13 protein-coding genes, 3 tRNA genes and 3 pseudogenes are annotated in these 17,527 nt (G+C 72.0%); 4 read left to right on the top strand and 15 right to left on the bottom strand.

Going from position 1 to position 17,527, the window contains the following annotated elements:
* Positions 1–120: 120 nt before the first annotated feature.
* Positions 121–978, top strand: coding sequence for a YceI family protein (locus ACEXOX_RS25670; protein WP_406523554.1), 858 nt, complete (start codon positions 121–123; stop codon positions 976–978).
* Between the two features lie 98 nt (positions 979–1,076).
* On the opposite strand, the gene ACEXOX_RS25665 is transcribed toward ACEXOX_RS25670, so the two are convergent.
* From ACEXOX_RS25665 to ACEXOX_RS25630, 8 genes and pseudogenes are all read right to left on the bottom strand, one after another.
* Positions 1,077–1,313, bottom strand: coding sequence for a chaplin (locus ACEXOX_RS25665; protein WP_030017571.1), 237 nt, complete (start codon positions 1,311–1,313; stop codon positions 1,077–1,079).
* Between the two features lie 370 nt (positions 1,314–1,683).
* A pseudogene (locus ACEXOX_RS25660) lies at positions 1,684–2,442 on the bottom strand (TetR/AcrR family transcriptional regulator); the annotation flags it as partial.
* A 43-nt stretch (positions 2,443–2,485) separates the two neighbouring features.
* A complete protein-coding gene (locus ACEXOX_RS25655; protein ID WP_406523553.1) occupies positions 2,486–4,066 on the bottom strand; it encodes an MFS transporter in 1,581 nt (526 codons plus the stop codon).
* A gap of 115 nt (positions 4,067–4,181) precedes the next feature.
* Positions 4,182–6,056, bottom strand: a complete 1,875-nt coding sequence (locus ACEXOX_RS25650; RefSeq protein WP_406523552.1) for an ArnT family glycosyltransferase — start codon at positions 6,054–6,056, stop codon at positions 4,182–4,184.
* Positions 6,057–6,749: 693 nt separating this feature from the next.
* Positions 6,750–7,993, bottom strand: a pseudogene (locus tag ACEXOX_RS25645) (glycosyltransferase); the annotation flags it as partial.
* Positions 7,994–8,019: 26 nt separating this feature from the next.
* Positions 8,020–9,414 (bottom strand): sensor histidine kinase, encoded by a 1,395-nt coding sequence (locus ACEXOX_RS25640; protein ID WP_406523551.1) that lies wholly within the window; start codon positions 9,412–9,414, stop codon positions 8,020–8,022.
* A gap of 38 nt (positions 9,415–9,452) precedes the next feature.
* Positions 9,453–9,740: a hypothetical protein gene (locus tag ACEXOX_RS25635; RefSeq protein WP_406523550.1), complete on the bottom strand. Its 288-nt coding sequence runs from the start codon at positions 9,738–9,740 to the stop codon at positions 9,453–9,455.
* Between the two features lie 269 nt (positions 9,741–10,009).
* The gene (locus tag ACEXOX_RS25630; protein ID WP_406523549.1) at positions 10,010–10,756 is read right to left on the bottom strand and encodes a response regulator transcription factor; all 747 of its coding nucleotides are present in this window, start codon (positions 10,754–10,756) and stop codon (positions 10,010–10,012) included.
* A 266-nt stretch (positions 10,757–11,022) separates the two neighbouring features.
* Here ACEXOX_RS25630 and ACEXOX_RS25625 point away from each other — a divergent pair, with 266 nt between their 5' ends.
* The gene (locus ACEXOX_RS25625; protein ID WP_406523548.1) at positions 11,023–11,592 is read left to right on the top strand and encodes an NADPH-dependent FMN reductase; all 570 of its coding nucleotides are present in this window, start codon (positions 11,023–11,025) and stop codon (positions 11,590–11,592) included.
* Positions 11,593–11,666: 74 nt separating this feature from the next.
* Here the strand turns inward: ACEXOX_RS25625 and ACEXOX_RS25620 are convergent, their stop codons facing one another.
* Both ACEXOX_RS25620 and ACEXOX_RS25615 read right to left on the bottom strand, forming a co-directional pair.
* Positions 11,667–12,671, bottom strand: coding sequence for a DUF2797 domain-containing protein (locus tag ACEXOX_RS25620; protein WP_406523546.1), 1,005 nt, complete (start codon positions 12,669–12,671; stop codon positions 11,667–11,669).
* Positions 12,616–13,700: pseudogene (locus ACEXOX_RS25615) on the bottom strand (GlxA family transcriptional regulator). Before ACEXOX_RS25615 ends, ACEXOX_RS25620 begins: the two are co-directional and overlap by 56 nt.
* A gap of 93 nt (positions 13,701–13,793) precedes the next feature.
* Between ACEXOX_RS25615 and ACEXOX_RS25610 the strand changes: the two are divergent.
* Entirely contained in the window at positions 13,794–14,573 is a 780-nt protein-coding gene (locus ACEXOX_RS25610; RefSeq protein ID WP_406523544.1) for an NAD(P)H-dependent oxidoreductase, read from the top strand.
* A 60-nt stretch (positions 14,574–14,633) separates the two neighbouring features.
* Here the strand turns inward: ACEXOX_RS25610 and ACEXOX_RS25605 are convergent.
* The 5 genes from ACEXOX_RS25605 to ACEXOX_RS25585 all read right to left on the bottom strand — a co-directional run bounded on the left by ACEXOX_RS25605 (position 14,634) and on the right by ACEXOX_RS25585 (position 16,457).
* Positions 14,634–14,707, bottom strand: a tRNA-Met gene (locus tag ACEXOX_RS25605).
* 65 nt (positions 14,708–14,772) lie between these two features.
* Positions 14,773–15,060, bottom strand: a complete 288-nt coding sequence (locus tag ACEXOX_RS25600; protein ID WP_406523543.1) for a hypothetical protein — start codon at positions 15,058–15,060, stop codon at positions 14,773–14,775.
* A gap of 202 nt (positions 15,061–15,262) precedes the next feature.
* Positions 15,263–15,335 (bottom strand) — tRNA-Arg (locus tag ACEXOX_RS25595).
* A gap of 133 nt (positions 15,336–15,468) precedes the next feature.
* The gene (locus ACEXOX_RS25590; protein ID WP_406523541.1) at positions 15,469–16,218 is read right to left on the bottom strand and encodes an HD domain-containing protein; all 750 of its coding nucleotides are present in this window, start codon (positions 16,216–16,218) and stop codon (positions 15,469–15,471) included.
* 148 nt (positions 16,219–16,366) lie between these two features.
* A tRNA-Ser gene (locus ACEXOX_RS25585) sits at positions 16,367–16,457 on the bottom strand.
* A 317-nt stretch (positions 16,458–16,774) separates the two neighbouring features.
* Here ACEXOX_RS25585 and ACEXOX_RS25580 point away from each other — a divergent pair.
* Positions 16,775–17,368, top strand: coding sequence for an SSI family serine proteinase inhibitor (locus ACEXOX_RS25580; protein WP_406523539.1), 594 nt, complete (start codon positions 16,775–16,777; stop codon positions 17,366–17,368).
* Positions 17,369–17,527 lie beyond the last annotated feature (159 nt).

The following is a 17,527-nucleotide window of genomic DNA, read 5'->3' as shown; positions in this document are numbered from 1 at the left end:
AGCGGAGAGGCAGCACGGGCCGGACCCCAGGGCTCCGGCGGCGGTACGCGCACAGGCAGGGGACGGCCTGCGTGCCGCCGCCCGGAGCCCGACATGTGAGAGGCAAGAACGGGAGTGGGAATGACTTCGACGGGCGCGGCAGCGGGAGCGGCCAACGGCGCGGGCGTACGCGCACAGGTCCGTACACGGGACGGCTGGGCGGTGCAGCACGCGGTGCTGACCGTCACCGACATGACCGGCACCCAGGTGCTGCGCGCGGCGGCCGACCAGGACGGTGTCGTACGGGACGCGCAGCCGCTGGCCCCCGGCCCGTACACGGTGATCGTGACGGCCGTCGGCTACGCGCCGGTCGCCTCCAGCGCGATCGTCACGGCGAGCGGCCGGATGGACGTCGGCAACGTGACGCTGGCACGCCAGGGCGGGGCCGAGCTGCCGCCGCCCGGCGCCTGGACCATCGACCCGATGCACTCGACGGTCGCGGCGACCGCCCAGCACCTGGGCATCACCAGCGTGCACGGCCGCTTCCTGGACTTCGCGGGCCGCATCGAGATCGCCGAGGACCTGCACAAGTCGTTGGTCCGGGCGGTCATCAAGACGGCCTCGATCGACACCGGCAACGGGATGCGCGACGGGCACCTGCGGACCGGGGACTTCCTCGACGTCGAGCAGTACCCCGAGATGACCTACGTCAGCACCGGCCTGGAGCCGGCCGGCCCGGACCGCTGGACCGTGCACGGCGACCTGTCGCTGCGCGGCGTGGTACGCCCGGTGGACCTGGACCTGAGCTACCTCGGCACCGGCCCCGACCCGTGGGGCGGCGTGCGGGCGGCCTTCAACGCCACCGCCGAGCTGCGCCGCGAGGACTTCAAGATGAACTACAACCAGGTCGTCGCCGCCGGTATCGCGGCGATCGGCACGACCCTGAGGGTCGAGCTGGACATCCAGGCCGTACAGGGCGAGACCCTGCCCGCGGCCTGACGACCCGCGGCCCCACCCCCGACCGACCGGGGCCGCACGCGACGGTGCCCCGCCCTTTGCATCGCAAGGGGCGGGGCACCGTCGTGCAGGGGGTTCCGTCAGTTGGTCTTGCACTTGTTGCCCGTGGCGGGGTTGAGCAGTCCGATGACGTCGATGGTGTTGCCGCACAGGTTCAGTCCGAGGTCGATCGGTACCTGGATGGCGTTGCCCGACAGGATGCCGGGCGAGTTGGCGACCTTGGCCCCCGCACCTGCGTCGGCGACGGCGGTACCGACGCTGCCGAGGACGGCGGCGACGGTCAGGACACCCGCGCTGATGGCAGTACGAACGCGCATGTGGAGCTCCTTACGCTGCGCTGAGAAATGATCAGATAAGAGGTAGACACGGCGCGGTGGTCGAAAACCGCCGCGCCCGCCGATGCCCACGTTCGGCGGGCCCTCTTCATCCGTTCGGACGCGCGGGGAGTACGGGTCGGGGTGGGGGTGGTAGGGGCGCTGTGGGGCGGCGCCACCGGTGCGGTTACGGGGTGGTGGCGGCCGGGTCCGTACCGGGGTCGGAGCCGCGGGTGCCCGTATCGGAGCTGGGGTGGCCCGCGTCGGAGCCGGGACTGCCGGCGTCGGAGCCGGGGCTGCCGGCGTCAGGGCCGGGGCTGCCCGCGTCGGGGCCGTCCGCATCGGAGCGCACCGCCGCGGCCGCCGCCCGCTGCCGCTCCCGCATCGCCTCGATGCCCGCGATCTGGAGGTCGAGGGCGAAGGCGAAGTCGTCGTCCAGCATCTGCTCGATGCTCATCCCCTCGCGGGCGTACGCGGCGTTGACGGACAGGTCCATCGTCTCGGCGAACCGCGGCCGGTCCTGCACCGCATCCACGACCCGGCGGAAATACTCGTCCATGGTGGTGCCCTCGGCCCGGCAGCGGGCCCGGTGCTGGCCCTGGATGCTGCAGAAGCCGTAGATGAACTGGAAGACGGCCGCCAGCGCTCCCGACGCCGACTTCTTCGCCAGGCCGCTGCGCGCCATCACCCGCAGCGTCGCGTTGGAGAACTCCATCGAGCGCGGCCCGAAGTTGAGGTACTCCCCCAGGAGCTTCGGCAGCCACGTGTGGGCGAGCAGCAGCTTGCGGTACTCGAAGGCGAGATGGCGCAGCTGGTCGCGCCAGTCGGCCCCCTCGCCGGACTCGTCGGGCAGGTCCAGTTCGCCCGCCACCGCGTCCATGGCCAGTTCCAGCAGGTCGTCCTTGGTGTCGACGTACCAGTAGACGGACATGGCCGTGACACCCAGTTCGGCGGCGAGACGGCGCATGGAGAACTTCGCCAGGCCCTCGGCGTCCAGCAGCCGGACCGTGGCCGCGACGATCTTGTCGAGGTCCAGTCCGGCCGGCTGGTCGGCCTTCCGTTTCACCGGGGGGCGCTCGGTCAGCCACACGCTCTTCGGCTGCTTCTCGGCGCGGCTCGTAGTCGCTGCCATCTCGCGCCCTCCCTCTCGTTCACGCAGTCGTACGGAGTCGATGCTATTCCGGCCGGGCGGCGGCCGGGTCCGGGCGTACGGGGTCGTCTTCCGGGGCGCTCGGCCCGGGTGCGGCGGGGCCGGACGCGGGGACGCCCCGCTCCGCGCGCCGCAGCAGGAACGCCGCGAGCAGGCCGCCGAGGAAGACGGCGGCCGCGCCCACCAGCTGGCTGGTGCCGATGCCGGAGGCGAACGCGTCGTGCACGGCCGCCCGGTCCGCGTCCGTACGGGCCATGGCCAGCGCGGCCGGCAGCGAACCGGCGCCCAGCGCGACCGCGGGCAGCAGCGCGGCGAAGCGGGAGTTGAGGACCGCGCCGAGGACGGCGACGCCGAGCCCCTGGCCGAACTCCATCAGCGTGCCGTTCACGCCCGCGCCCACCCCGGCCTTCTCGACCGGGATCGACGACATGATGGCGTTGGCCATGGTGGGCATCGCGAACGCCACACCGACGCCCATCAGCAGCAGGCCGAGCAGCATGCCGCCGTAACTGTCGCTGCCGAGGGTCGCGATGGCGGCCAGACCGCCGGCGAGCAGGCTCATGCCGACCACGATCATGCCGGGGGTGCCCAGCTTGGGCAGCAGCTTGACGCCCAGGCCGGTGAAGTTCAGCGCGACGACCATCAGCGCCAGCGGCGCCATCCGCAGCCCGGCCTCCAGCGGCCCGTACCCGAGGACGAGTTGCAGGTGCTGGGTGAGCAGGAACATCGAGCCGCCCAGGCCGAACGCCACCAGGATGCCGCCGGACACCGCGCCGATGAACCGGCTGTTGCGGAAGAAGTGCATGTCCAGCATCGGGTTCGGGACGCGCAGCTCCCACAGCGTGAAGACGGCGAGGCCCACGACGCCGACCGCGGCGGAGGTCAGCACCCGGCCGGAGAGCCAGCCGCTCCCGGGCCCGGAGATGATCGCGAAGACCACGCCCACCATGCCGACCATGGAGAGCAGCGCGCCGACCAGGTCGGGACGCTCCCCGTTGGAGCTCTTCGACTCGGGGACGAGCCGCAGCACGGCGACGAAACCGATCAGCGCGACCGGAATATTGATCAGGAACAGCGAGCCCCACCAGTAGTGGGCCAGCAGCGTGCCGCCGATCAGCGGCCCGGCGGCGAACCCGAGCGAGTTCACCGAGCTCCAGATGCCGATGGCCTTCGGGCGCTCGGCGTCGTCGAATATCTGCATGACGACGGCGAGCGTGGTCGTCATCAGCAGCGCGCCGCCGACACCCATCGCGGCACGGGCCGCGATCAGTTGTCCGGGCGACTGGGCGAGGGAGGCGGCGAGCGAGGCGACGCCGAACAGCACCAGGCCGAGGGCGAGCATCTTCTTGCGGCCGTACCGGTCGGCGGCGTTGCCGGCGGTGAGCAGCAGGCCGGACTGGACCAGGGAGTACGCGTTGAGCATCCACTGGACGTCGGCGGTGGTCGCGCCCATCTCCTCGGTGAGCGAGGGGACCGCGACGTTCAGGACGGTGTTGTCGAGCAGGACGGTCAGCTGCGCGAGGCAGATGACGGCGAGGATGAGCCAGCGGGTGGGGTTGCGGGCCGGACTCAAGGGTGGGGTGGCTCCGGAGGCCACGGAGGACATACAGGCTCCCTGTACGGAGTGATCGAGCGGATCAGCGGGACGTCTACACCGTACAGGGTGCGCTATACGCCGTACATCTCTTTATGGGGAGAGCGGCTGGGCGTTCTTGGCTACATCACGAGGCGGGTTTCGTCAGGTCGTACAGCGTCGTACTCCCGACGGTCACCTTCTTGAAGTTCTTCTCGACCCAGCTCGTGATGTCGGACGAGGTGGACTTCTGGGCACCGTTCGGGCCGAAGAAGCCGCCGCCCGCGCCGCCGCCGACGAAGTAGTGGATCTTTCCCTGGCGTACGTACTCCTTGAACTGGGCGAGCGTGGGTGAGGGGTCGCTGCCGTTGAACCCGCCGATGGGCATGACCGGCAGCTGGGTGGCGAGCTGGTAGCTGGCGGCGTTCTGGGAGCCGATGGCGGCGGCGGCCCAGGTGTGGTCGGCGGCGTTCTCCTGGAGGGCGGCCTTGGTTTCGGGGCTGACCTGTTGGCCGTTGAGGAGGCCGCCGAGGGTGTTGTGGCGGCCGCCGTCGGGGCCGTTGGGGCCTCCTGGGCCGGCGGGCCGGCCCTGGCTCTGACCCTGGCCCTGCCGTCCTGGGTTTTGGCCTTGGGTCTGGCCGCCGGGCGGCGGGCCGCCCTGGCCTGCCTTGCTTCCCCGGCTTCCCTTGCTCCCCTGGCCTCCCTGGCCTCCCTGGCCTCCCTGGCCTCCCTGGCCTCCCTGGCCCCCCTTGCCGTCCGGCCCGGGCCCGCCGACGATGATCATCCCGCCGTGCCGGCCCCCGGCGCCCTCGACCTTCGGGCCCGCGGTCACGATCGACCCGGTGTGCGGGGTGTCGACCGTGTTCGCCGCGTACGCCACCGGCCCGCCCAGCCCGGCGGCGACGCCCAGCCCGGCGGCCACCACGGCCAGCCGCCGGCCCATCCGTACCGACAGCAGCAGCCCCAGCGCCGCCACCGCGCCGACCGCCATCACCGACCAGCGCAGCCACGGCAGCCACTGCGGCGAGCGGGCCAGCAGGACGTACGCCCAGGCCGCCGTCACCGCGATCGTGCCCGCCAGCACCAGCACGGCGGCGGTACGGTCCCGCCGCCGCCACAGCAGCGTCGCGCCCATGGCGACCAGTGCCGCGATGTACGGGGCCAACGCGATGTTGTAGTACTGGTGGAAGATCCCGGACATGAAGCTGAACGTCGCGAACGTGATCAGCAGCGCGCCGCCCCACACCAGGAACGCCGCGCGCGCGGCATCGGTCCGGCCGGCCCGCCGCAGTACCACCAGCCCCGCGACCAGCAGGAGTGCGGCGGCGGGCAGCAGCCAGGCGATCTGGCCGCCCATGTCGGAGGCGAAGAGCCGGGTGAAGCCGGTGTCGCCCCAGCTTGCCCCGCCGCCTCCCCCGCCTCCGCCTGGGCGGCCGCCGCCGACACTGCCTGCCTCGTTGCCGTTCAGGCGCCCGAGCCCGTTGTAGCCGAAGGTCAGCTCCAGGAAGCTGTTGCTCTGCGAGCCGCCGATGTACGGGCGCGAGCCGGCCGGCCACAGCTCGACGATCGCCACCCACCAGCCGCCGGAGACGACCATCGCCAGCCCGCCGAGGAGGAGTTGACCGAACCGGCGGCGGAGTCGCGTGGGCGCGCACACCACGTACACGAGCGCCAACGGCGGCAGGATCAGCCACGCCTGAAGTGTTTTGGTCAGGAAGGCGAAACCGAAGCAGGCGCCCGCCAGCAGCAGCCACTTCGTACGGGCGTCCTCCAGCGCGCGCAGTACGCAGTACACGGCGCAGACCATCAGCAGGCACAGCAGCGCGTCGGGGTTGTTGAAGCGGAACATCAGCGCGGCGACCGGCGTCAGGGCGAGCAGCGCCCCCGCGAACAGCCCGGCGCCCACACCGAAGCGACGCCGTACGGCCGCGTACAGCACACCGACCGTGGCCACGCCCATCAGCGCCTCCGGCACCAGGATGGACCACGAGCTGAGCCCGAAGAGCCGTACGGACAGGGCCATCGGCCACAGGGCGGCCGGGGGCTTGTCGACGGTGATGGAGTTGGCGGCGTCGGAGGATCCGAAGAAGAGCGCCTTCCAGCTTGCGGAACCGGCCTGGGCGGCCGCCGAGTAGAACTGGTTCGCGTAACCGGACGCGCCGAGATCCCAGAGGAAGAGCGCGGCGGATGCCAGGAGCAGCGCGGCGAGGGCGGGGCGGGCCCAGCGGGGGAGTCGGGGGTGGGGTGGCCTCTTGGGGGGCCTCCTGAGTGGCCCCCTGGGTGACCTCCTGGGTGGATTCGGGCGGCCCGGGCGCCTCGGACGGCCCGGGCGCCTCGGGCGGCTCAGGTGGCTCGGCCTGCTCAGATGGCTCGGCTTCCTGGGCGTGGGGGCCGGGCGGCTCGGCCGGTTCCGTGAGGCGGGGGTGGTGCGTGGTCATCGGGGGCTCCTGCCGGGGTGGTGCGGGGCGGGGGTGGGGTGGTGGTCATCCGGGGCGGGGGCGGGGTGGTGGTCATCCGGGGCGGGGGCGGGGTGGTTCCGTACGGGGGCGGGGTGGACCGGTACGGGGGTCGGGTCGTCCCGTACGAGGGCGGGGTGCTCCCGTACGGCGGCGGGGCGGTCCGGTACGGCGGTGTGGCGGTCCGGTACGGCACCCCCGCCGTTCCGCTCCCGCCCCCGTGCCCGCCCCCGTGCCCGCTCCCGGCCCTGCTCCCGCTCCCGGTCCGTGAAGACCCACGCCCGGAAGAGCAGGAACCGCAGCAGCGTCGCCGCGAGGTTGGCGGCGACCAGCACCGCCATCTCGGTGCCGTGCGCGGGATCGCCGGTCGCGGCGTCCAGTGCGGCCAGCGATCCGCTGGTCAGGGCCAGTCCGATGCCGAAGACGACGAGCCCCTGGGCCTGATGGCGTACGGCGCGCTCGCGGCCCCGTACGCCGAAGGTCAGCCGGCGGTTCGCCGCCGTGTTGCCGATGGCCGACAGCAGCAGGGCCGCGGCGTTGGCCGTCTGTGGCCCGACGCCGAGCCGGAAGAGCGAGTAGAGGCCGAGGTAGAGGAGGGTGCTCAGGGCGCCGACCACGCAGAAGCCCATGACCTGGCGGGCCAGCCCGCGCGGTACGCCGGTCAGTTCGCGGTCGCGCGGGTCGTCGCCGAAGGGGCGCGCGAGCCGGTCCAGCGGCAGCGCACCGGTCGCCAGCGCGCGCCCCACGCGCCAGACGCCCTTGAGGTCCTCGGTGGCCGTCCGCGCGATGTGCACGGTGCTGTGCGGGTCGTCCACCCAGTCCACCGGGACCTCGTGGATGCGCAGGCCGGCGCGTTCGGCGAGCACCAGCATCTCGGTGTCGAAGAACCACCCGCTGTCCTCGACCATGGGCAGCAGCCGCTCGGCGACGTCGCCCCGTACGGCTTTGAATCCGCACTGCGCGTCGGAGAAGCGGGCGGCCAGCGAGCCGCGCAGGATGAGGTTGTAGGAGCGGGAGATGAACTCCCGCTTGGGGCCGCGCACCACCCGCGAACTCCGCGCCAGGCGCGAGCCGATCGCCAGGTCGGAGTGGCCCGAGATGAGCGGGGCGACCAGCGGCAGCAGCGCGTTCAGGTCGGTGGACAGGTCGACGTCCATGTAGGCGAGCACCGGGGCGTCGGAGAGGGACCAGACGGTGCGCAGGGCCCGGCCTCGGCCTTTCTCCTCCAGGCGTACGGCCGTCACCTCGTCGATCGTCTCGTCCAGCGACGCGGAGATCTCGGGCGTACGGTCCGTGCTCGCGTTGTCCGCGACGGTGATGCGGAAGCCGTAGGGGAAGGTGCGGGAGAGGTGGTCGTGGAGCCGGCGGACGCACGGCTCCAGGTCGGACTCCTCGTTGTAGACGGGGATCACGACATCGAGCACCGTGTCGATCTGGCCGAGGCGCAGATGCTCACGGGGCGGCAGGGAGCCCAGGGGGTGTGGGCCGGCTGTGTCGTCGTCATGGCATCGACACTTCCGGAGCGCGCTGTCACCCTTGTGTGGTGCCGCTGTGCCCGGGCTGTGAATGGGCGTGTTCAAGGGGCGTATGGGAACCCTGAGGGGCGCGTGCGGTGTCGCGCGCCGGTCCGCCGGCGGGCAGCCGGACCCGGAAGACGGTCCGTCCGGGGGCGCTCTCCACCCCGGCCGTGCCGCCGTGCGCCGCGACCACGGCCTCCACGATCGCCAGCCCCAGGCCCGTACTGCCGCTGTTACGGGCGCCTGCGTTTTTCGTACCGCCCGCACTCTCCGTACCGGCTGCACTCTCCGTACCGGCTGCACTCTTCGTACCACCCGTACCACCCGTACCACCCGTATCGCCCAGGCCGCCTGCGTCTCCTGTGCCGCGCGGGCCACCTGAGTCGTGCAAGCCACCTGAGTCACCTGTTCCGCCGCTGCCGCCGCTGCCACCGCCCGTACGGGAACGGGACGCGTCCCCTCGGGCGAACCGCTCGAAGACACGCGGCAGCAGCTCGGGCGGCACGCCGGGGCCGTCGTCCCGCACCTCCAGCCGGACGAAGTGCCCCTCCCCCGGCATCGGCATCTCGCGCCGCAGGCAGGCGACGACCGTGGTGCCCTCGGGCGTGTGCGTACGGGCGTTGGCCAGCAGATTGACCAGGACCTGGTGCAGCCGGTCGCCGTCGGCCCGTACGGGCACGGGGTCGGCCGGCAGCTCCAGGCGCCACTTGTGGCGGGGGCCGGCGGCGCGGGCGTCGCTGACGGCGTCCACGACGAGCGGCACGAGGTCGGTGCAGTCGTACGACAGCGGGCGCCCGGAATCCAGCCTGGCGAGCAGCAGCAGATCCTCCACCAGGCCGGTCATCCGCTCCGCCTCGGACTCGATGCGGCCCAGGGCGTGCCGGGTGGCCGGTCCCGGCTCCTCGCGGCCCCGGCGGGTCAGCTCGGCGTAACCGCGTATCGAGGCCAGCGGCGTCCGCAGCTCGTGGCTCGCGTCCGCGACGAATCTGCGGACCCGTGTCTCGCTCTCCTGCCGGGCCGCGAGCGCCGACCCCACGTGCCCGAGCATCCGGTTGAGCGCCGCGCCGACCTGCCCGACCTCCGTACGCGGGTCCGCCTCGGCGGCCGGGACGCGCTCGTGCAACGCCACTTCACCGCGGTGCAGCGGCAGTTCGGAGACGCGGGTGGCGGTGGCGGCGACCCGGCGCAGCGGCCACAGCGCGATACGGACCGTGGCGGCGCCCGCGAGGCCGGCGGCCACCAGGCCCGCGGCGGTCACACAGACCTCCACGACGACCAGCCGCCCGACGACGTCCTGCACCTCCCCGGTCGGCAGGCCGACCAGCGCGGAGTCGTCCGGCGCCGACTCGACACGGTAGTCGCCCAGGTCGGGGAGGGTGACGGTGTGCGGACGCCCGTCCCGGGGCACGGCGGCCAGTGCCTGCTTCTGCTCGTCGGTCAGCGTGATCAGGTTCTGCGCGGGCAGCGGATTGCGAGCGTCGATGCTGCGGGCGGCGGCGGTGACGTCACCCTCGGGGAGAGCCGCGCCCCGACCGTGCCGATGGGCTGGCCGGGGCCGGCGATGAACCCGAGGTCCCGGTGCCCGGTGAAGTCACCCTGCCGGCCCACGGAGTGCTGGGCCGACTCGCGCAGCTTGCCGTCGAGCTGGTTCTGGAGGTACGAGTGCAGCGCGATGGTGGTGACCGTACCGATCACCGCGCACACCACCGCGATCAGCAGAACCGCCGACACCACCAGCCGGGTCCGCAGACTCCACCGCCGCGGCCGCAACCGGAACTGCCGGGGGCGCCGATGCCGGTGCACACGCGGGCCGGTGGCAGACGCCCCGGCACCCGCCCGTACCGCAGTCGCCGGACCAGCCCCCGCCGCCTGCCCGGCAGCCGGCCGACCGGCGCCCGCAGCCCGCCCGGCAGTCGGCACACCAGCGCCCGCGACCCGCCCGGCAATCGGCGGACCGGCTCCACCCCCGCTGCCCCCGCCGCCCCCGCTGACCCGGACACCCGCTACCCGCCAGGTTTGATCAAATACCCGGCGCCACGGCGTGTGTGAATCATCGGGGAGCGGCCCGCGTCGATCTTCCGGCGCAGGTACGAGATGTACAGCTCCACGACATTGGCCTGGCCGCCGAAGTCGTAGCTCCACACCCGGTCCAGGATCTGCGTCTTGCTCAGCACCCGGCGCGGGTTGCGCATCAGGTAACGCAGCAGCTCGAATTCGGTCGCCGTCAGGTGAATCTCCTGGCCGCCCCGCCACACGTCGTGGCTCTCCTCGTCGAGCAGCAGGTCGCCCACCGCGAGCAGCGACTCGCTGCGTCCCGCCGCCGCGCCCGCCCGGCGCAGCAGACCGCGCAGCCGTGCCACCACCTCCTCCAGGCTGAAGGGCTTGGTCACATAGTCGTCGCCGCCCGCCGTCAGCCCGGCGATCCGGTCCTCGACCGCGTCCTTCGCGGTCAGGAACAGCACCGGCACCTCGGGCAGTTCATGGCGCAGCCGCCCCAGTACGGTCAGGCCGTCCATGTCCGGCAGCATCACGTCGAGCAGCACCGCGTCCGGCCGCCACTCACGTGCCGCCCGCAGCGCGGCCGTGCCGTCACCTTCGGCGCGGATGTCCCAGCCCTCGTAACGCAGCGCCAAGGAGAGCAGTTCGGCGAGCGACGCCTCGTCGTCGACGACCAGCACCCGCACCGGGCTCCCGTCGGGACGCAGCAGCTCAGCACGCTTCTTGGCGGTGGATGTGGACGTCACGGTCATGCTGTCGAGGCTGACCACCCCTCTGAGAGCCGTCTTGCGCGTACCTGTGAATCTCCTGAGAAACACCCGTCACCACAGCACTGCTTCAGTGGAACCGGACTGGGCCGCCCCCGCGCGGTCCAGCCGGTCACCACTGGAATCAGCATCGCACCCACCACTGACAATCTCCCTGACCTGCGCATTCACCCTCCCGAATGCCTTCGTCCCCCCGCCCGTCCTCCACCGCCCCTTCCCTTCACCCCGACGTCAATCCGTACCGTCACCGCATGAAGATCCTCGCCCTCAACGGCAGCCTGCGCGCCCGTTCCTCCAACGGCGCCGTCCTGCGCTCCGCCCTCGCGCTCACCGACGCCACGTCAGCCACCGCCGACATCGCCGCGCTTCCCCACTTCGACCCCGACCAGGACGCCGAGGGCGCCACTCCACCCGCCCCGGTGGCCGCCCTGCGCCGCGCCGTGGCGGACGCGGACGCCGTACTGATCGTCAGCCCGGAGTACGCCCACGGCGTCCCCGGCGTCCTCAAGAACGCCCTCGACTGGCTGGTCAGCAGCGCCGAACTCCTGGGCAAGCCGACCGCGGTACTGACCGCCTCGCCCTCACCGACCGGCGCCGCCCACGCACACGAGCAGCTGCGCGAAACCCTGCGCATGATGTCCGCCGGTGTGATCCCGGATGCCTGCCGCGACCTCACCGCCATCGGCCCGAAGACCGACCAGGCCACCGGAACCGTCACCGACCCCGCCACCCTCCAGGACCTCCGCACAGCCCTGGCAGCACTGACCGCGGCGACCGCCCGCCCCGCCCAAAGCCCGAACAGCCGACTCGCGTTCCCGTAACAAGCCCCCGCAGCCACCCCCCACCCACCAACCCCACCGACCTCCTCCCCCACCCCCTGCCCTCCCCTTCCCCCTCAGAACAAACTCCCCTGGTCCCCTTCCACACCCCCCGCCTCCCCCTTCCCGGCCGCCCGCACCTTCGCCGTAGTCACCCCGCCCACCGCACCACGCAACACCCACCCCGCCAACAACCGCCCATCCACCACAAACACCCCAGCCCCTCCCTCTCCTCCAGCCCCTCCCGATCTCTCAGTCCCTCCCGCTCTCCCAGCCCCTCCGGCTCCCCCGACGCCTCCCTCTCCCCCAGCACCCCGCACATACACATCAGCCCCCACCCCCGCCACCACAACCCCCACCACCTCATCCCCCGCAACCAACCCCTCCACCTCACCGACCCCCGCCGCCGGAATCCGGTCCAGCCCGAACACCTCCGCATGGTCCGTCCACGCGAACGCGACCGGCTCCAACGCCTCCGGCCACCCCGCCAGCCCCCGCGCCGCGCCGTGCAGTTCGGCCAGTGCCGCAGCCCGCTCCGCCACCGGGGGCAGCGCGGCGCGCGCCGCCCGCTTCTCCGCCTTGCCGAACCGGTCCCGTACGTCCAGGGCGGTGCCCAACAGCGCCTCCGCCCGCCGCGCGGCCATCAGCGGCCCGTACCCCAGCCATGCGTACGTGACCGCCCCCTGCTCTACCAGCCGCGCCGCGCCACGCTCGGCCGCCGTGATCCCCACCTTCAGCAGGCCGGGCCCGAAGTACGCCAGGTAGACGCCGTACGTACGCGGATCGTCGGCCATCGTGTCCGCCGCCACCGACCGCGAACGGTCGAGCCGCGCGCAGTCCGCGCACTGGTCCCGCGCGCGCCCGCCGTCGATCACGGCCGCGTACGGGCAGGCCGTCCACCGCGCGCCCCTCCGCACCCCGAGACACCGCCGCTCACCCACCACCGCGAAGGCCAGGGCTTTGCCGGCAGGCAAGGCACTACGCCGCCGTACACCGCGCTCCGGGGCGTACCACCCGAGCCCCGGCTCACCCCCGTCCCAACTCGGCCCCGTACACCACCAGCCACCCGCCGCCCCGCTCACGTACCGGCACCCGCCTCCACCGCACCGGCCCCCGGTAAGTGCTGCGATACGCGCTCGGCGACACACCGATCGCAGCCTGGAGATGCTGCCGCAGCGAGGCCGCCGTACCGAAGCCGGCGTCCGTCGCCACCCGGTCCACCGTCAGTTCCGTCTCCTCCAGCAACTGCCGCGCCCGCTCGACGCGTTGCTGCGTGAGCCACTGCAACGGTGACACCCCGACCTCCTCCCGGAACCGCCGGGTGAAGGTCCGTACGCTCATCGCCTCGCACGAAGCCAGTTCCCGCAGGGTCACCGGCCGGTCCAGGTGCTCCAGCGCCCAGGCCCGGGCCGCGGCCGTCGAGGAGTACTGCGGTGCGGGGACGGGGCGCCGGATGAACTGGGCCTGCCCGCCCTCCCGGTGCGGCGGCACGACCGTACGGCGCGCCACCTCGTTGGCCACCGCCGCTCCGTGATCACACCTGATCATGTGCAGGCACAGGTCGATCCCGGAAGCGACACCAGCGGCTGTCAGCACACCCCCTCATCCGTATACAGAACATCCGCGTCCAGCTCCACCTGCGGAAACAACCGCCGGAACTGCTCCGCCGACCGCCAGTGCGTCGTCGCCCGCCGCCCCTCCAGCAGCCCGGCCGCCGCCAGCACGAACGACCCGGTGCAGATCGACGCCACCCGCGCGCCCGGACGGAAGCGCGCCACCGCCCGCGCCATCTCCTCGCTCAGGCACCCCTCGTCCGTCCCGTAATCCTGCTGCGAGGCCGGCACCACGACGGTGTCCGCCTCCGCGAGGGCCTCGGGCCCGTACCGCACATTGACCGTGAAATCCACGTCGGTACGGATCTCCCCCGGCATCGGCGCACAGGTCACCACCTCGTACAACCGCTGCCCGTCGGCCGCCTCGGCCTGCCCGAAGATCCGGTGCACGATCCCCAGCTCCATCGGCAGCAGTCCGTGCCGCACCAGTACGGCGACCCGATGCCGCCCGTCCTCCGCGAAAACGCCCATGGCCCGATCCTCACACACCTTGGCCATCCGGCCACTCGCCCCGCCCCCACCCCCCACCAGAAGATCGACCCACTCCCGAAAACCACCTCTCCCCTTACCTCCCTTCCCCTTGGAGCCCCCATGAAGGTCCTATGGCTGGCAGCCCACCCCGAGGAACGTTCCCTCAACGGCTCCCTCAAGACCGAAGGCATCCGCACCCTGCGCGACCACGGCCACGAGGTCCAGCTCTCCGACCTCTACGCCATGAAGTGGAACCCGGTCGTCGACGCCGACGACTTCGACCACTCCCCCACGGAACGCCTCCGCATCAGCAACGCCGCCCATCACGCCTACACCAGCGGCACCATGAGCCCCGACATCCGCGCCGAACAGGAGAAGGTCACCTGGGCCGACACCCTCGTCGTCCAGTTCCCCCTCTGGTGGTACGGAATGCCCGCGATCCTCAAGGGCTGGTTCGACCGCGTCTTCGTCAGGGGCTTCGCGTACGGCATCAACGACCCCGCCACCGGGCAGGCACTCCGCTACGGCGACGGCCCGCTGACCGGCAAGCGCGCCATGGCCGTCGTCACCGCCGGCGCCCGCCCCTCCTCGATCGGCCCCCGCGGTGTCAACGGCGACCTCAACGACCTGCTCTTCCCCCTCCACCACGGCACCTTCTGGTACACGGGCATGAGCGCGGCCCCACCGTTCCTCGTCCCCTCGGCGGACCGCACGACCCCCGCCGTCTACGAGGACACCGTCGCCCACCTGCGCACCCGCCTCCTGGACCTGCCCACGACCCCGCCCCTCCCCTTCCGCCGCCAGAACTCCCCCGACTACGACCCGGAAACCCTCACCCTCCGCCCGGACCTCGCCCCCCACACCACCGGCCCGGCCCTGCACTACACGGACACCCCGTAATCCGAGCGCGCACGCAAAAGACCGGCCCGGCACGTTTCCGTGCCGGACCGGTCTTCGCAGTAGCGGGGACAGGATTTGAACCTGCGACCTCTGGGTTATGAGCCCAGCGAGCTACCGAGCTGCTCCACCCCGCGTCGGTTCGTCAGACTCTACGCCACACCCGCCCCGAAGGGAAATCGTTCCCCCACACCCACCCGTCCTACAAACCACGCAGCGCCACGTACAGGTCGTCGTAGGCTGCCCAACAGTCAATGCTGCCGTCGTCGTGCAGGCTGCCCATGTACCAGTCGTCGTCACGAACAGGCTTCACAAGGCACAGACTGTGGAATCCGAGAACGATCTCCGGGTGCAGCACCTCGTCGGGAGTTCCGAAGCGGCCTACCCACTTCACCGCCCGGTTTCGATCCAGGACGACAGCCTCCTGGTCCCCGGACACGTCGCGAATGCGCTGAAGAGACCACCCCGTGGGTAGCTGCGTGTCTGCCATCCACGGATGATTTCATGCACCGGATACGGAGCACCGCCGCCAGAATCGGACCACGGGCCCGGCGGGCCAATGAGCCACAGCCAGGACACACTCACCCCGAACCGCGAGTGGTACCGGCAGCTGACCCGGTTGCTGCATTTCGCTGCTGTACACCACGACAAAGCCCCCGCCCGGAGAACCCGGCGGGGGCTTTGGTCTGCTGTGCGCTCGGCAGGATTCGAACCTGCAACCTTCTGATCCGTAGTCAGATGCTCTATCCGTTAAGCTACGAGCGCTTGGCTTTCCGGCGGTTTTTCTTGCCGGTCGGCGTTGCAGAAAGAACATTACACGAACCTCGCCGGGAGGCGAAATCCGATCACGGCACCCCATCTGACCTGCGGAAACGTCGTGGAGGTGAGGGGGCTGGGGTTACTCGGGCCAGGCGGAGGTCTCGATGATCCGTACGAGGTCCGGACGGATGTGGTCCGGATCCAGGTGGGCCAGGACGTCGGCCTGGGGGGTGCCTGGGGCGGTTTCCGGGCGGTGGGTGAGGGCTCGGTGGTAGGCGCGGAGGATGTGGCGCTTGAAGCCGGGGCGGGGGTGGGCCGTGAGGATCTCGTCGCGGGTGTCCGGCGGGAGGGTGGCGTGGCCGATGCCCAGGACGTCGAGTTCGTAGCCAGCCGCGAGGAGGGCGATCTCCGGGGCCATGCGGTGGGGGATCTCCGGTGTCGTGTGCAGGGCGACGGCTTCCCAGGTGAGGCGGGTGCGGGCCGGCGGGACGCCGCGGGCGGCGAGGAAGCCGCGGGCCGCGTCGGCGCCGTCCAGTTCGAAGCGCTGCCGGGAGCCGCGGAACCGGTCGGTCAGGCCGAGGCTGTGAAAGAGGGCGGCGATGTAGAGGAGTTCCGCGTCGAAGGCGAGGCTTCGCTCGCGGCCGTGCCGGGCGCCGAAGAGGTAGACCCGGCGGGAGTGGTGGTAGAGCAGTTCGTCGGTGGTGTTCCGGATCAGCTCGGTGGCCTCCTTGGCCAGGGAGGAGTCCGGGAGGGGGATGCCGGCGATGTGGGTGTGGGTCGTGTGGGTGGTGTGGGTGGAGCGGCGGATTGCGGAGAGGTCCGGGGCTGGGGACGGGGGTGAGGGCTGGGTGAAGGGGTGGTGGTTGCGCTGGTCACGGCCGGGCGTCATGGGGACAGGGTCGCTCGGGAGTGTGGGCGGCGCCCGGGGCATTCCGGCCAGGTGGGGGAGGGGCTCGTGCGGCGGGGGGTGCGCGCTGTCCCGGGGAGAAAAGCGTTCAGGCCCCGGTCTGAGTGACCGGGGCCTGAACGAAACGGAGCGGAGGCGGAGGGATTTGAACCCTCGATGGGCTTTAAAACCCAAACCGCATTAGCAGTGCGGCGCCATAGACCGGACTAGGCGACGCCTCCACACACCCCGACCGCGCGCAAGCGCGATGTGGCGTGACCAGATGATGGCACAGCTCGGCGGGCTGTCACCAATCGACCCCCACGGTACTCGGCGGACGGGCGGCCCGGCAAAGGTCTTTACGGGGTGGTTCGGGTGCGTTCCGTACGAATCCGCGCCCCGGGAATCGAACAGGGTTCAAACATCGCGGCGGGCGGCGAGCCGCGCGCAACGTCGGGCCCGTCGGCGCGTTAGACGCTGCGGAGATGTGAGGGCGGGAGCGGACGGGGGAGCGGGAGCCCGGCCCCGCCCCCGTGCCTCGTGTCCCGCCCCGTACCCCGTGTCACGCCCCCGTACCTCGCACCTCGACTCCCGCCCCGGTACCTCGCACCTTCTGGAGTACGTGATGCCGTTCCACCGGCCCTTCCGCTTCGCCACGGCTGCCACGACCACCGCTGCCGCCCTTGCCACCCTCGCGCTGACGGCTCCGGTCGCCGCTTCGGCCCCGGCCTCGCCCGCCGCCCTCACCGCCCCCGCCGCCCCCGCCGACGTGTCCATCGGCTCCCCGCCCCTCGCCGCGCCCCTCCCCCGCCTGTCGCGCTCCTCCGACCACCTCACGGTCACGGTCAGCGACTCCGGCAAGGCGGCCACGAACGGTACGTACGAGCTGTACTGCCACCCGGCGCGCGGCACCCACACCGACGCGCGCGGAGCCTGCGACAAGCTCGACAGCCTGTCGCGGTGGGGCAAGGACCTGTTCGCGGGCGTGCCGAAGGGCAGCAAGTGCACGATGCAGTACGGGGGCCCGGCCACCGCGCGGATCACCGGCAGGTGGGCGGGACGCCCGGTCGACGCCCGGTTCAGCAGGGCCGACGGATGTGAGATCAGCCGCTGGAACCGGTTCGTTCCGGTGCTGCCCTCGGTCGCTTCGTGACGTAGAAGCGGGCCAGTTCAGGACGCGGGGCACATGTCGGGCGTGCGACGAGTCGCACAATCCCGTGGCATTACCTCCTCGTCATCCGTCTCCGCGTCCACATCCGGTGCCCGTAGACTCCCTTCCAGTGACCCGCGGCGGACGTGGCGGCGGGCTCGG

Origin of the sequence: Streptomyces sp. Ac-502, assembly GCF_045222935.1 — a bacterium.
Classification (GTDB): Bacteria; Actinomycetota; Actinomycetes; order Streptomycetales; family Streptomycetaceae; genus Streptomyces; species Streptomyces monomycini.
The sequence above is the reverse complement of the archived record's forward strand: the minus strand, read 5'-3'. Positions and strand labels throughout refer to the sequence as shown.